13 protein-coding genes are annotated in these 13,792 nt (G+C 56.5%); 7 read left to right on the forward strand and 6 right to left on the reverse strand.

Translation table 11 applies throughout. The annotated features are described in order from the left end of the window. Positions 1 to 4: 4 nt before the first annotated feature. Positions 5 to 1,231: a DegT/DnrJ/EryC1/StrS family aminotransferase gene (locus tag AAC632_RS01025; RefSeq protein WP_340298535.1), complete on the forward strand. Its 1,227-nt coding sequence runs from the start codon at positions 5 to 7 to the stop codon at positions 1,229 to 1,231. Between the two features lie 144 nt (positions 1,232 to 1,375). After that, positions 1,376 to 2,752, forward strand: a complete 1,377-nt coding sequence (locus AAC632_RS01030; RefSeq protein WP_340298534.1) for an aminotransferase — start codon at positions 1,376 to 1,378, stop codon at positions 2,750 to 2,752. On the opposite strand, the gene AAC632_RS01035 is transcribed toward AAC632_RS01030, so the two are convergent. The 4 genes from AAC632_RS01035 to yajC are packed head-to-tail and all read right to left on the reverse strand — an operon-like array spanning position 2,749 to position 6,102. Beyond that, positions 2,749 to 3,102: an Mth938-like domain-containing protein gene (locus AAC632_RS01035; protein ID WP_340298533.1), complete on the reverse strand. Its 354-nt coding sequence runs from the start codon at positions 3,100 to 3,102 to the stop codon at positions 2,749 to 2,751. The two genes, AAC632_RS01030 and AAC632_RS01035, sit on opposite strands and share 4 nt — an antisense overlap. A gap of 22 nt (positions 3,103 to 3,124) precedes the next feature. Then, positions 3,125 to 4,093 carry a protein translocase subunit SecF gene (gene secF / locus AAC632_RS01040; RefSeq protein ID WP_340298532.1) on the reverse strand — a complete coding sequence of 323 codons (969 nt, stop codon included), beginning with the start codon at positions 4,091 to 4,093 and terminating at the stop codon, positions 3,125 to 3,127. A gap of 1 nt (position 4,094) precedes the next feature. After that, positions 4,095 to 5,762: a protein translocase subunit SecD gene (secD, locus tag AAC632_RS01045; RefSeq protein ID WP_340298531.1), complete on the reverse strand. Its 1,668-nt coding sequence runs from the start codon at positions 5,760 to 5,762 to the stop codon at positions 4,095 to 4,097. Between the two features lie 58 nt (positions 5,763 to 5,820). After that, the gene (gene yajC / locus AAC632_RS01050) at positions 5,821 to 6,102 is read right to left on the reverse strand and encodes a preprotein translocase subunit YajC (protein ID WP_340254518.1); all 282 of its coding nucleotides are present in this window, start codon (positions 6,100 to 6,102) and stop codon (positions 5,821 to 5,823) included. A 335-nt stretch (positions 6,103 to 6,437) separates the two neighbouring features. Here yajC and serS point away from each other — a divergent pair, with 335 nt between their 5' ends. The 4 genes from serS to AAC632_RS01070 all read left to right on the forward strand — a co-directional run bounded on the left by serS (position 6,438) and on the right by AAC632_RS01070 (position 10,443). Continuing rightward, positions 6,438 to 7,730 (forward strand): serine--tRNA ligase, encoded by a 1,293-nt coding sequence (gene serS / locus AAC632_RS01055; protein ID WP_340298530.1) that lies wholly within the window; start codon positions 6,438 to 6,440, stop codon positions 7,728 to 7,730. After that, the gene (locus AAC632_RS01060) at positions 7,714 to 8,439 is read left to right on the forward strand and encodes a hypothetical protein (protein WP_340298529.1); all 726 of its coding nucleotides are present in this window, start codon (positions 7,714 to 7,716) and stop codon (positions 8,437 to 8,439) included. Before serS ends, AAC632_RS01060 begins: the two co-directional genes overlap by 17 nt. Before the next feature lie 64 nt (positions 8,440 to 8,503). Then, complete coding sequence (locus tag AAC632_RS01065) at positions 8,504 to 9,916, forward strand: helix-turn-helix domain-containing protein (protein ID WP_317655529.1); 1,413 nt, start codon at positions 8,504 to 8,506, stop codon at positions 9,914 to 9,916. 71 nt (positions 9,917 to 9,987) lie between these two features. Then, the gene (locus AAC632_RS01070; protein WP_340298528.1) at positions 9,988 to 10,443 is read left to right on the forward strand and encodes a CoxG family protein; all 456 of its coding nucleotides are present in this window, start codon (positions 9,988 to 9,990) and stop codon (positions 10,441 to 10,443) included. 44 nt (positions 10,444 to 10,487) lie between these two features. On the opposite strand, the gene AAC632_RS01075 is transcribed toward AAC632_RS01070, so the two are convergent. Next, positions 10,488 to 10,727, reverse strand: a complete 240-nt coding sequence (locus tag AAC632_RS01075; protein ID WP_317655531.1) for a YdcH family protein — start codon at positions 10,725 to 10,727, stop codon at positions 10,488 to 10,490. A 141-nt stretch (positions 10,728 to 10,868) separates the two neighbouring features. Between AAC632_RS01075 and AAC632_RS01080 the strand changes: the two genes are divergently transcribed. Further along, positions 10,869 to 11,837, forward strand: a complete 969-nt coding sequence (locus AAC632_RS01080) for a Gfo/Idh/MocA family protein (RefSeq protein ID WP_340298527.1) — start codon at positions 10,869 to 10,871, stop codon at positions 11,835 to 11,837. A gap of 58 nt (positions 11,838 to 11,895) precedes the next feature. Here the strand turns inward: AAC632_RS01080 and AAC632_RS01085 are convergent, their stop codons facing one another. Then, a complete protein-coding gene (locus AAC632_RS01085; protein ID WP_340298526.1) occupies positions 11,896 to 13,719 on the reverse strand; it encodes a M3 family oligoendopeptidase in 1,824 nt (607 codons plus the stop codon). Positions 13,720 to 13,792 lie beyond the last annotated feature (73 nt).

Consider the following 13,792-nt stretch of genomic DNA (forward strand, 5'->3'; position numbering starts at 1 on the left):
AATCATGACCGTTGCGCCAAATGTTTATGACGCAGAACCGATCCCCGAAGCCGCGCGTGCCGAGATCGACCGCCTTCTGCACTCTGGCGATCTGTTCCGCTACACCGCCCCCGCCGATGCGCCTGTTGCGCTGCTTGAGCGCGAATTTGCAGATTTGATGGGCGTGAAATACGCGCTTGCGGTGTCCTCTTGTTCCGCCGCGCTGTTTTTATCGCTCGAGGCGCTTGGCCTGAAACAGGGCGCGCGGGTGATTATTCCTGCCTTCACCTTTGCCGCTGTTCCCTCGTCCATCGTGCATGCACGGATGCAGCCTGTATTGGTCGAAGTGGGTGAAAACTACCGCATTGATTTGGACGATTTCACAGCCAAGATCGACCAAGACATTGATGCGGTTTTGATCAGCCATATGCGCGGCCATACATCCGATATGGATGCCATCAAGGCGCTGTGTGACGCGCGCAATATCCCCGTGATTGAGGACGCGGCCCATTCGCTTGGCACGCTGTGGCATGGCGAAAAAATTGGCACGATTGGCAAAGTTGGGTGTTTCTCTTTCCAGTCTTATAAAATGATCAACGCGGGCGAAGGCGGGATTTTAATCTCGAATGATCCCGACCTGATTGCCCGCGCTGTGATCATGTCAGGGGCCTATGAACATAATTGGAAAAAGCACAAAGGCCCGAATGGTCAAAATGACCCAGAATTGGCTGAGGCCTTTGCGCGTTGGCAAAACCAATTGCCGCTTTACAACATGCGCCTGCAAAACCTGTCTGCCGCAGTGATCCGTCCGCAATTGCCTGAATTGGCGCGCCGTGTGCGTGATGGCCTTGCCAATCACGACTATGTCGCGGGTGAGTTGAACAAATCACCTTGGCTGAATGTGCCCCCTGCCTTAGCGCCCGAAACCCGCGCACCAGATTCTATCCAGTTTAATCTGATGGATTTTGCGCGTGATGAGGATGCGGTCGCCTTTCAAGATGCAGCAGCAGCGCGCGGCGTGAAGGTGCAGGTCTTTGGCCTATCGACCGACAATGCCCGTGCGTTTTGGAACTGGCAATTCATTCCCGGTGAGATCCCTGATCTGCCAAAGACCCGCACGATGTTGATGCGCGCCTGCGATGTGCGCCTGCCCGCCCGCCTGACACGCAGCGAGCTAGACTTTATCATTAACGCGCTGGTGATGGCGGCCGAAGATGTGATGGGGTCAGAGGAGGCCGCCTACGGCACGTAACGCAGCACCCCTGATCCAATAGCAAGACAGGCCCGCGCACAATTTTGCGCGGGCTTTTTATTATGGCTTTGGCGCGTTTGCCCAATTGCAGCAGCGCAGATGCGGCGCTAGCCTCTGCACAGACACGCTTGAAGGAGTGACCAGATGCCCGCGCATGATCATAGCCCGCTCAATTCATGGGAAGCCCGCGCTGCAGAATATAGTCTTTATGGCTTTACCGATCTGCCATCCGTTCGGGATCGTGGCACTGTCGTTTTAACCCATGGCGAGGGGCCTTATGTGTTCGACACAAACGGCAAACGCTATTTGGACGCGAACTCTGGCCTTTGGAATATGGTGGCGGGGTTTGATCACAAAGGTTTGGCCGAGGCCGCCAAGGCACAATATGACCGCTTTCCTGGCTATCACGCCTTTTTTGGGCGGATGTCAGATCAGACTGTTGCCCTCTCTGAACGTCTGATTGAGGTATCCCCCTTTGACAGCGGCAAGGTGTTTTATACCAATTCTGGGTCTGAGGCGAATGACACCATGGTCAAGATGCTATGGTTCATGACACAGGCCGAGGGGCGGCCACAGGGGCGCAAGATTCTGACCCGCAAGAATGCCTATCATGGCGTCACCGCGGTTTCAGCCTCGATGACAGGCAAACCTTACAACAGCCTCTTTGGTCTTCCGATGGAGGGGTTCATCCACCTGACTTGTCCGCATTACTGGCGTGAAGGGCGCGCAGATGAAACCGAGGCAGAATTCAGCGCCCGCCTTGGCGCAGAATTGGAGGAGGTGATCGCGCGGGAAGGCGCCGACACAATCGCAGGGTTTTTCGCAGAACCCGTCATGGGTGCAGGCGGCGTGATCCCCCCCTCAGCAGGCTATTTCCAGATCTTGCAACAGATCTTGCGCAAGCATAACATCCCCCTCATCGCAGATGAGGTGATCTGCGGCTTTGGTCGCACGGGCAACATATGGGGATGCGACACTTACCAATTTGTGCCTGATGCGATTATCTCCTCCAAGGTGCTGACCGCAGGCTATTTCCCGATGGGCGCAGTGATTTTAGGGCCAGAATTATCCGCGCGACTGCAAGCCACCATCGACCCAGTCGAGGAATTTCCGCACGGCTTCACCGCCTCAGGCCATCCTGTGGGCTGCGCCGTTGCGCTTAAGGCAATCGATGTGGTTCTGAACGAGGGATTGGCCGATATGGTGAAGATCGGTGCACCCCGCATGGAAGCAGGTCTTCGCGAGATCGCGAAGCACCCAAATATCGGCGAGTTGCGCGGGATCGGCTATATGTGGGCGCTTGAGGCGGTGCAGGATCGCGCCACAAAAACCCCCTTTGCCTCTGATTTATCGGTCAGTGAGCGCATCGCCAACACCTGCACGGATCACGGCTTGATTTGCCGCCCCTTGGGACAGTCCGTGGTTCTGTGTCCGCCGTTCAATCTGACCAATGAGCAAATGGGCGAAATGTGCGACAAGCTGAACAGCGCATTGAACGCCGTGTTTAGAGAGGTTGCCTAAACAGGGAGCAGGGCCGCACCGATGCGCCGCCCCTCGCCAAGCAGCACATTATAGCTGCGCGCGGCTGAAGGGCTGCTCATCACTTCGACACCCAATCCCGCGCCTTCAAGTGCCGCGCGTAGTTTGGCGGGGATATGCGCAATCTCCGCCCCTGTGCCAATCAGCAAAACATCAATTAAACCCGCCGCTGCAAGCAGGGGCGCGGGATTATCATAGCCGCCCCAATCTTGCCGCCCATTGGGCAAGATCAGCTGAGCGCCGTGATAGACCGCCCCGTCAATGCGGAAAAAGCCTGCGCCATATCCGTCAATCGGCATGCCGCCATAATAGCGCACCTCGTTAAGTTCCATTGGAAATACGCCCCCCTTCGGATTAGGTTTTTTCCGCGAAGGTCGTGCCTGCCTTCTGGTCTGGTTTTGTCCAATCGCGCTTTACGCCAATCATCAACACCACGTTCTTTGCAACATAGATCGAGGAATAGGTGCCAACGATGACACCCCAGAAAATCGCAAAAACGAAGCTGCGGATCACATCCCCCCCCAGAACAAGCAGCGCTAAAAGCGCCAAAAGGGTGGTGCCAGATGTCATCAAGGTGCGGCTGAGTGTTTCATTGGCCGATAGGTTCATCACATCCTGCAAATCGCGTTTTTTGTATTTGATCAAATTCTCGCGCAGGCGGTCAAAAATCACCACAGTATCGTTGATCGAATAACCGATTATCGTCAGGATCGCGGCAATGGTCGCCAGATCGAAACGGATTTGGAGAAGGGAAAAGAGGCCAATGGTAAGCAGAACGTCATGCACCAGCGCCGCAATTGCACCCACCGAAAATTGCCACTCAAATCGCAGCCAAATATAAATCAAAATCGCCGCAAGGGACGCGCCCACCGCAATGAGGGCTGTGGCGATCAATTCACCCGAGACTTTGGGGCCAACGGATTCCACCGATGGGAATGTCATATCAGCGGCGATGGTTTGCAACGCGGCTTCAACCGCCGCGATCATCTCGGGCGTAACAGACTCTTCACCCGCCTGTGCCTGAATTCGGATCATGGCCACATGTCGGTTTTCGCCAAAGCTTGGATCGAACACTTCGGAAATCGCGATATCGCCAAGGCCCAGCGGGCTGAGGGCTTCACGATAGGCCCCAACATCGACAGGGGTCGAGCTTTCGGCGCGGATGGTCGTGCCACCCAAAAAATCAATCCCAAAATTCAGACCAAGCGCGAACCAAATCCCAATGGACAGAAACACCGCCACCACAGAGGCCCCAAAGGTGATACGGGCATGACGGAAGAAGTCGATATTGGTGACTTCTGGAACCAGTCTCAGACGTTTCATATCAGACCTCGATCTTTTTGGGGCGGGCGCGTTCGAACCATGTCACGACCATGACCCGCGTCACATAAAGCGCAGCGAAAACAGATGTGATGATCCCAATGGCCAAAGTGACGGCAAAGCCTTTGACAGGGCCAGAGCCAAGGGTGAACAGGATCACCGCGATTAGGAAGGTTGTGATATTGGCATCCACAATCGCCGACATCGCACGATCATAGCCTAGTTCAATCGCGCGGGCGGGGCCGCGTGCAGTTTTCAATTCTTCACGGATCCGTTCAAAGACCAACACATTGGCATCAACCGCCATACCAATCGTCAGGACGATCCCCGCAATCCCCGGCAATGTCAGGGTAGCACCCACAAGGCTTAGGATACCAAAGATCATCGCCACGTTCATCAGCAGCGCGATATTGGCGAAAAGGCCGAAAAGGCCGTAGCTCGCCTGCATGAACAGCAGCACCGCCACAAAGGCCACAATCGCGGCAATCCGACCCGCTGCGATACTATCAGCCCCCAATTCAGGGCCAATGGTGCGTTCCTCAAGGAAGGTCATCTCAGCAGGCAAGGCCCCTGCGCGCAGAAGAACCGCCAATTGGGTCGAACTTTCGACCGTAAAACTTCCTGTAATCTGACCAGAGCCGCCCGTGATCGCCTGACGGATTGTGGGCGCTGAAATAACCTCATTGTCCAGAACAATGGCAAAAGGCGCACCGACATTAGCGGATGTATATTCCCCAAAGAGGCGCGCGCCATGCGGGTTAAAGCGGAAGCTGACATTGGGTTGGCCATTTTGCGCGTCAAAACCGGGTTGGCTGTCAACAAGATCATCGCCCGTCACCACAGGGGTTTCTTCCAGAATATAATACGCGCCCTCTTCATCCATGGAGGGCAGCAGCAGTTGCCGCGCGTCCACACGGGCCTCAGGGTCGCTGGTGCGGGTGATGACAGGGTGAAAGGTCAGGCGTGCCGTGGTGCCAATCAGGTCTTTCAACTCTTGTGCAGAGCCGACACCAGGGACTTGGATCAAAATCCGATTTTCGCCTTGGCGTTGGATTGTCGGCTCGCGGGTGCCTGCCTCATCCACACGGCGGCGCACAATTTCCACAGATTGCTGCATAGTGCGATCATCGGTTGCGATCTTCTCCGCCTCAGAGAGCGAGACGATCAGCACATCGCCCTCGCCGCGCGCCTCAAGGCTGGCTGATCCTACACCTGTTAGGCTGACAACAGGGCCGCCCAAACCGCGGGCCAATTCCACCGCGCGGGCCATGCCCGAAGCCTCACCCAATTGCACCCGCAATTCGCCTGCGGGGGCATCGGTGCGGCGAATGGGGCCGACCTCATCGCGGGCATCGCGCAAGGCATCGCGCAACTCGGGCCACAGCGCGTCCATGCGTGCGGCATAGACATCCTCAACCCGCACCTCAGCCAAAAGATGCGCGCCACCGCGCAAATCAAGCCCAAGATTAACAAGGCTTGAGGGCAGAACAGACGGCCAAAGCGCCAAATCCGCTTCGAGTTCAGGCGTAGAGGGCGCGCCACCTTCGAGGGCAGCAAGGGCATCATTGTGACGCTCGACCCGATCATAGGCCAAATTTGGAACGGCCGAAGCCAGTGCAACCAGAACCACCCCCCAAATCAGGATGCGTTTCCATAGCGGGATATCGAGCATATCTTAGCCTTTTCTCACACAAAGCCCCGCCAAATGGCAGGGCTTGGTCAGTCGAAAATTATTCTTTGGCGGGTTCTGTTTTTGAAACAACCTGCGTGATGGTGTTGCGCACAACGCGGACATTTACACCCGCTGCAATCTCAAGCTCGACCTCGCGCTCATCCTTCACTTTGCTTACCTTGCCCATGATACCGCCTGCGGTCACAACCTGATCGCCACGGCGCAGGGCGGCAACCATCGCCTGATGCTCTTTGGCTTTTTTCTGCTGGGGACGGATCAAAAGCAGATACATGATCGCGAAGATCAAAATCAGCGGCACGAATTGTGCAAATGCTTCCATGGTCGGTCTATCCTTATATTCGCGCCCGCGGCGGCGGAGGCTTGATCAAATTCACCCAAGATCGGGCAGATGGTTGGCGGCCTTGGGTGTATAATGATCCAAGGCCCCTCAATTTGGCGGCACGTTACTTTCCCCCCGCCCGAAGCGCAAGGCAGGCCAATACTGCAACTGCGCCCTGCGGCAATCCTGCCATCGCGCCCTATATGGGTATAAGATGCAGTGCTGTCAGCCCCTGGGGCGCCAAGAATTGTAACACCCCCTTTCCCCGCGCCGCGCAATATTGCATACCGCCCAAAAGGGAACCTGCGCCCCGTTCTGAGATAAAGGCAAATCCAATGCATGACATCCGCGCCATTCGTGAAAACCCTGCACAATTTGACGCAAACCTTGCGCGCCGCAGTCTCGCCCCACTATCTGCGGAAATTCTGGCGTTGGACGAGGCACGGCGCGCCTGCATCACGGCATCCGAGGCGGCGCAGGCCGAACGCAATGCCGCATCAAAAGATGTGGGGGCGGCCAAAGCCCGCGGTGATGAGGCTGAATTCGAGCGCCTGCGCGCCCTTGTTGCAGAAAAGAAAGACGAGATTGCCCGCCTTGAGGACGAGGCCAAGACCCGTGATGCGGCTTTGCGCGATATGCTGGCCACGATCCCTAACGCGCCCGCCGCTGATGTGCCCGATGGGGCGGATGAGAATGACAATGTGGAATTGCACAAATGGGGCACCCCGCGCAGCTTTGATTTCAAACCTGTAGAGCATTTTGAGTTGGCCTCTGTTGCGCCAAGCATGGATTTTGAGACAGCCGCAAAACTGTCAGGCTCGCGCTTTGTGATGCTTGGGGGTGCTGTGGCGCGGATCCACCGCGCCTTGGCGCAATTCATGCTCGACACCCATGTCGATCAAAACGGCCTGACTGAAATGAACGGCCCTGTCCTTGTGCGCCCTGAAACAATGTTCGGCACGGGCCAATTGCCGAAATTCGGGGACGACAGTTATGAAACCACCAATGGCTGGTGGATGATCCCAACCTCCGAGGTGACGCTGACCAATATCGTCTCAGGCGAAATTGTGGAGGAGGCCGCATTGCCAATGCGCTATACCGCGCATTCCCTGTGTTTTCGGTCTGAAGCAGGCAGCGCAGGGCGCGATACGGCGGGAATGCTGCGTCAGCACCAGTTCGAAAAAGTTGAAATGGTTTCGATCACGCATCCCGATCACTCGGATGATGAACAAAAGCGGATGTTGCGCTGTGCTGAGGGCATTTTAGAGGCGCTCAATATCCCCTATCGCACTGTCACGCTCTGCACGGGCGATATGGGCTTTGGCGCGGTGCGCACCTATGACATCGAAGCATGGCTTCCGGGTCAGGATTGCTATCGCGAGATTTCCTCAGTCTCAAGCTGCGGAGATTTTCAAGCACGCCGCATGAATGCGCGCTTCCGCCCATCAGGCGGCGGCAAGCCTGAATTTGTGCATACCCTCAACGGCTCTGGCCTTGCGGTTGGGCGCTGTTTGATTGCAGTGCTTGAAAATGGGCAAGAGGCAGATGGCTCCGTCACCCTGCCTGCGGCGCTGCACCCCTATTTGGGCAGCAAAACACGGCTTTTGGCGGATGGCACGCTTGGCTAACTCTGGCCTAAACCCCATAACATTGCGTGCCGCTGTCACGCTGGTCTTGGTTTTGGCCTTTGCAGGCGCGCCGCTTTTAACCGCGCCTTTCACAGGATTTGACCCCGCAACCCTGCCCTATGATGTCAGCACCCCGCCTGTGCAACCTGCGGGCTATGCCTTTGCGATTTGGGGGGTCATTTACCTGTGGCTGATTGCAAGCGCGGGCTATGGGCTGTGGCGTCACGCCAACAATCCAAACTGGGATGCCATGCGCTGGCACCTGATCGTTAGCGCAGGCATTGGCGCAATCTGGATTGAGGTGGCGCTGCGCAGTCCGATTTGGGCCACGATCCTTATCTTCGTCATGCTGATCACCGCCGTTCTGGCCTGTTTGCGCGCACCGATAAGCCCAACTTCATGGGCGCGGGCGCCTTTGGGCCTATACGCGGGGTGGCTCTCGGCGGCAGGGTTTGTGGCGCTTGCAACAACCTTAACGGGCTTTGGCATAGTGCCCCGCGAGATCGCAAGTTGGGCGGGTCTTTTGGGGGCGCTTGCCACCGCCTCCGCCTTGACCACGCGGCTCAGGGTCATCACCTATCCGATAGCCGTGATCTGGGCCTTGGTTGGCGTGATTGTCTCGCAATGGCAAAGTGATCCATCACTGAGCCTTGCCGCTGTTGGCGGGATCGCCGCTCTCGCCTATCAGGGGATCCGTGCCCGCGTGTGAGGCTTGCGCGCAATCTTGCAAATTGGCAAAATAGGGTTTGCAAAGCCAACCAAGGGGCAAATCCATGCGCGCGAATGGCCAAGATACACGCAAGCTCTATGTTGGCGCGAAATTGCGCGAATTGCGTCAAAGGCTTGAACTGACGCAGAAGGACTTCGCGGCCAAGCTTGGCATTTCCTTGCCCTATCTGAACCAAATGGAAAACAACAACCGCCCGCTTTCGACTGTGGTTGTTTTGGCCTTGGCGCAGGAATTTGGTTTTGATGTGACTGAACTGACCTCGGGCGATGCGGAACGCCTGATCTCTGATATGCGCGAGGCCTTGGCAGACCCCGTTTTCACGGATGGCCAACCTGCGCTGACCGATCTAAGGCTGGCCGCCTCAAACGCGCCCGCGCTTGCCCGTAGTTTTCTATCCCTGCATCGCGCCTATCGTCAGGCACAAGAGCGCCTCGCCTCCTTGGATGAGGCATTGGGGCGCGATGGCAGCGGCGCTGCCCCCTCGCCTTGGGAGGAGGTGCGGGATTTCTTCCATTATTGCGACAATTACATTGATGCCGTGGATCATGCCGCCGAACGTTTTGCCGCGAAAGCGCAAGGGGACCTGGCCGCGCATACCGAGGCCATGTTGGCCGCGCAAGGCGTCACAATTCGGCGCGCGACAGATCAGGGATTGCGCCGCTATGACACCGAAACCCGCGTTTTAACGCTGTCGCCACGCGCCGCGCCCGAAACACAGCGCTTTCAATTGCTGCATCAATACGCGCTTTTGGGGCAGGCGCAGTTGTTGGACGCAACGCTTGATTTCGCGCGGTTCCAATCGGAGACAGCCCGCGCCATTGCCCAAGTCGGCATGGCCAATTATTTCGCGGGCGCTGTGTTAATGCCCTATACCCGTTTTGCCGAGGCCGCGCGCACCACCCGCCATGATCTAGAACGCCTGTCGATCCAGTTTGGCGCTTCAATTGAACAAGTTGCCCATCGTCTGGCCACCCTACAAAGACCAGGGGCCAAAGGGGTGCCGTTTTTCTTTACCCGTGTCGATCAAGCAGGCACGATCACCAAGCGCCATTCTGCGACACGCTTTCAATTCGCGCGCTTTGGCGGGGCTTGCCCTTTGTGGAATGTCCATCAGGCTTTTGAAACACCTACCCAATTCTTGCGTCAATTGGCCGAAACGCCTGACGGGGTGCGCTATTTCATTTTGGCGCGGGATGTTTCGAAATCAGGCGGGGCATGGGGCGCACCGCTGCGCCGCTTTGCGATCTCTTTGGGCTGCGAGGTGAAACATGCCAAGGAATTGATCTATGCCGATGGCATGCCCTTGGATGATGATGGGGCCTATCAGCCCATCGGGATTTCTTGCCGCATTTGCGAACGGCAAAATTGTCACCAACGCTCTGTGCCGCCTCTCGAAGGAAAACTGCGCGTTGATCCGCATGAACGCGGCACACTGCCCTATCGCCTCGAAACTTAGACCATGCAGAATTGACGGCTGACCGCCCTGGGATATAGGGTTTTCGCAACATAGTGACGGAGATGACATCCATGGAATTAGCAGCCTCTCGTATTTTGAACGCAGACCGCGCAACCGTTTGGGCGGCGCTGAATTCCGCCGAGGTGCTCAAGGCGTGCATCCCAGGATGCGAGGAATTGACAGGCAGCCCTGAGGAAGGCTTCGCCGCTACAGTCAAACAGAAGGTTGGGCCTGTTTCAGCAACCTTTAGGGGCGAGGTCACGCTTTCCGATATCGTTCCGCTTGAAAGCTACACGATCACAGGCGAAGGCAAAGGCGGTGTTGCGGGCTTTGCCAAAGGGGGCGCGAAAGTGGCCTTATCCGATGCCGAGGGCGGTGGCACCGAACTGACCTATGAGGTTGAGGCCAAAGTTGGCGGTAAAATCGCGCAACTTGGCTCGCGCTTGATTGATAGCTTTGCCACTAAAATGGCTGATCAATTCTTTGAACGGTTTCAGGCGCAGGTCGAAGGCACTGCTGAGGGCTAAGACGGGGGGCCAATCAGGCCCGCCCCCAAATTTTCAATCTTCGATCACGCCGCCGCCAACATGGCGGCGATTTCGTCTTTGAGACGCATCCGCTCCTTGCGTAGCGCCATTTCAGCCAATTCTTCCAATGGCTCAACACCTGTCTCGGCACGATGCACGGCGCGGTTCACCTCGTGATAGTCAGCCGCCAGTTTTGCAAAGTGCGCGTTTTGGGTTTTCAGCTCATGGATTTTCTCAGCATCCTGCGGAAAATCTTCGGCCAGTTCATGCGGGGTGTTCGACATCGGTTCGCGTCCTTTTACCATTACAGTCACGCCCCATGTAAATCCCCAGACAGGCAGCAGTCTTTGCGCTAAATCAAATGATTGCACTTTGCATGCGCCACAGCTTGGCGCTAGGGTTTCGGCATATAAGGGAGGGACAGAATGGAACATTACGTCAATTGGGGCATTTTGGGCGCATCCAATTTTGCACTAAACGAGATGGCACCTGCGCTGCATCTGGCGGGGCGTGGGCGTTTGGCGGGAATTGCCACGCGCGATGTCGACAAGGCCGCGCCCTTTACTCAGATCGCCCCTGACCTGAAGGTGCATGACAGCTATGACGCGCTCTTGGTGGATCCGATGATTGACGCGGTCTATATTCCGCTGCCCCATACGATGCATGTTGAATGGGGGATCAAAGCCCTCCAAGCGGGCAAGCATGTTTTGGTTGAAAAACCAACCGCAATGACCGCGCCCGAAATCCAACCTTTGATCGAAGCCCGAGATAAATCAGGTCTGGTTGCAAGCGAGGCCTTTATGATCGTGCATCACCCGCAATGGCAAATGGCCCGAGAGATTATTGCATCGGGCCAATTGGGGCAGCTGCAGCGCGCGCGTGCAGCCTTTACCTATAACAATGCGGCCGATACCCAGAACATCCGCAATAAGGCGGCCATGGGTGGGGGATCATTGCCCGATATCGGGGTTTACACCATCGGCTCGACCCGTTTTGCAACAGGTGGAACCTTACGCGAGATTTATGACGCGAAAATCGAATATGAGGGCGATTGTGAAGTTACCGCAGAGGCGCGTGCAGGCTTTGATGGGTTTGATGCGCAATGGCTCACCTCAATGCGGATGCACCCGTTCCAAGAGGTCACCTTCCACGGCAGCGATGGGGTTTTACGCGTCCCAACCCCCTATAATGCGGGCGTGTTCGACCAGGCCCGCCTCGTGATTGAAACAGGGATGGAGCGCCGCGAAATCCGCTTCCCCAAGGTCAATCAATATGTGTTGCAGGTGGAAAATCTAAATGCGGCCATTTTGGATGGTGCCGCGCTCAAATGGCGACTTGAGGATGCGGTAGAAACCCAAGCAACGATTGACGCAATCCGCGTCAAGGCGGGGTAAGAAAAAAGGGGCCACGCATCCGCGCGGCCCCTTTTTCTTTGGCTGTGGTGGCGCGGGGTTATTCCATCGCCTCTAGCTCATCAATCATGCTTTCAATCATCGACAGGCCCTTATCCCAAAACGCAGGGTCAGAGGCGTCAAGCCCAAAGGGCGCAAGCAGTTCTTTGTGATGCTTTGATCCGCCTGCCTTTAGCATATCAAAATACTTCTCCTCGAACCCGTCTTGGCCCTCTTCATAGGCCGCATAAAGTGCGTTCACCAGCCCATCGCCAAAGGCATAGGCATATACGTAGAAGGGCGAATGCACGAAATGCGGGATATAGGCCCAGAAGGTTTCATAGCCTTCCATGAAGTTAAACACAGGCCCAAGGCTTTCGGCCTGGACGCTCATCCAAAGCGCGTTGATATCGTCAGGGGTCAACTCCCCCTCGCGCCGCGCCGCATGGAGTTTGCATTCAAAATCATAAAACGCAATTTGCCGCACGACTGTGTTGATCATATCCTCAACCTTGCCCGCCAACATAACCTTGCGCGCAGCTTGATCTTTGGCCTCAGACAACATTCTGCGGAAGGTCAGCATCTCGCCAAAAACGCTTGCCGTCTCCGCCAAGGTCAAAGGCGTGAAGGACAACAATTCGCCCTGCCCTGCCGCCAGACGCTGATGCACCCCGTGGCCCAATTCATGCGCCAAGGTCATCACATCGCGCGGTTTCCCCAGATAGTTGAGCATCACATAAGGATGGGCATCGGCCACAGTGGGATGCGCAAAGGCACCGGGCGCTTTGCCCTCTTTCACCGCCGCGTCAATCCAACCATCGGTGAAAAACGGCTCGGCCAATTCGGCCATGCGCGGATCAAAGGCTGAATAAGCCTCGGTCACAATACGGCGCGCCTCGATCCATGGCACGATGCGCTCATCCTCCATCGGCAGCGGCGCGTTGCGATCCCAGACCTCCAAAGTTTCAAGGCCCAGCCACTTGGCCTTAAGCGCGTAATAGCGGTGCGAAAGGCGCGGATAGGCCGCCACGACCGCGTTGCGCAGCGCCTCGACCACCTCGGGCTCGACATGGTTGGCCAAATGCCGTGCCGCCTGCGCGGAGGGCAATTTGCGCCACCGATCCTCGATCTCTTTTTCTTTGGCCAAAGTGTTGTGCACCCGCGCAAAGAGGGGCAATTGCGCAGCGAACCCCTTTACCAATGCGCGCGCACCCGCCTCGCGCTTGGCGCGGTTCTGCTCAGATAGGCAATTGAGCGTGGCCTCAATCCCCATCACTTCGCCATCCACCTCAAAGCTCATGCCTGCGATCGTTTCGTCAAAAAGACGGTTCCATGCAGCCGCCCCCACGACCGATTGGTCATGCAGAAATTTCTCCATCTCGTCAGACAGCTGATAGGGCTTCATCGCGCGCATCCGATCAAAGACGGGGCGATACCGCGCCAGTTCGGCATTCGCAGCCAACAACGCCTCAAGATGGGCTTCGTCTAAACGGTTAAATTCAAGGCTAAAGAATACCAGCGCAGTGGTCGCATTGGTGATCTTGTCCTGACAATCGGACATGAATTTTGCGCGGCCTGCATCGGTGGTTTTTTGGTAATAGCGCAAACCTGCAAAGGACATGATCCGCCCTGCCACCATGTCGATCTTTTCATAGCGCAGCACGCAGTCCATCATGGCCTTGGCATCGAGATTGGCCAATTTGCCCTCGTAATCCGCGGCAAATGCCGCGCATTCTTTGGTCAAAAATTCCATGTCGCGTTTGAGTTCTGGGGCATCAACCGATGGGTAAAGGTCGCTCAAATCCCATTCGGGCAAATCCGCCCATGCCCCGCCACCTGTCTCGGACTGGGCATCGAATTGGCGGGGATCAGTATGATGGGTCATGTCACTGCCTTTGATAAACTGCGAAATATCTTTCCCAAGATATGCGGTGCAAACCCCGCGCCCTCAACCCCTA

The organism is Roseobacter sp. HKCC-CH-9351, assembly GCF_037830295.1.
GTDB lineage: Bacteria > Pseudomonadota > Alphaproteobacteria > Rhodobacterales > Rhodobacteraceae > M30B80.

Bases quoted from the DNA above. Each gene is read 5' to 3' on its own strand.
- AAC632_RS01030 (WP_340298534.1), top strand. From the start codon at position 1,376: ATGCCCGCGCATGATCATAGCCCGCTCAATTCATGGGAAGCCCGCGCT.
- secF (WP_340298532.1), bottom strand. From the start codon at position 4,093: ATGAAACGTCTGAGACTGGTTCCAGAAGTCACCAATATCGACTTCTTC.
- secD (WP_340298531.1), bottom strand. From the start codon at position 5,762: ATGCTCGATATCCCGCTATGGAAACGCATCCTGATTTGGGGGGTGGTT.
- AAC632_RS01025 (WP_340298535.1), top strand. From the start codon at position 5: ATGACCGTTGCGCCAAATGTTTATGACGCAGAACCGATCCCCGAAGCC.
- AAC632_RS01085 (WP_340298526.1), bottom strand. From the start codon at position 13,719: ATGACCCATCATACTGATCCCCGCCAATTCGATGCCCAGTCCGAGACA.
- AAC632_RS01070 (WP_340298528.1), top strand. From the start codon at position 9,988: ATGGAATTAGCAGCCTCTCGTATTTTGAACGCAGACCGCGCAACCGTT.
- AAC632_RS01075 (WP_317655531.1), bottom strand. From the start codon at position 10,727: ATGTCGAACACCCCGCATGAACTGGCCGAAGATTTTCCGCAGGATGCT.
- AAC632_RS01060 (WP_340298529.1), top strand. From the start codon at position 7,714: ATGGCACGCTTGGCTAACTCTGGCCTAAACCCCATAACATTGCGTGCC.
- AAC632_RS01035 (WP_340298533.1), bottom strand. From the start codon at position 3,102: ATGGAACTTAACGAGGTGCGCTATTATGGCGGCATGCCGATTGACGGA.
- yajC (WP_340254518.1), bottom strand. From the start codon at position 6,102: ATGGAAGCATTTGCACAATTCGTGCCGCTGATTTTGATCTTCGCGATC.
- AAC632_RS01065 (WP_317655529.1), top strand. From the start codon at position 8,504: ATGCGCGCGAATGGCCAAGATACACGCAAGCTCTATGTTGGCGCGAAA.
- AAC632_RS01080 (WP_340298527.1), top strand. From the start codon at position 10,869: ATGGAACATTACGTCAATTGGGGCATTTTGGGCGCATCCAATTTTGCA.
- serS (WP_340298530.1), top strand. From the start codon at position 6,438: ATGCATGACATCCGCGCCATTCGTGAAAACCCTGCACAATTTGACGCA.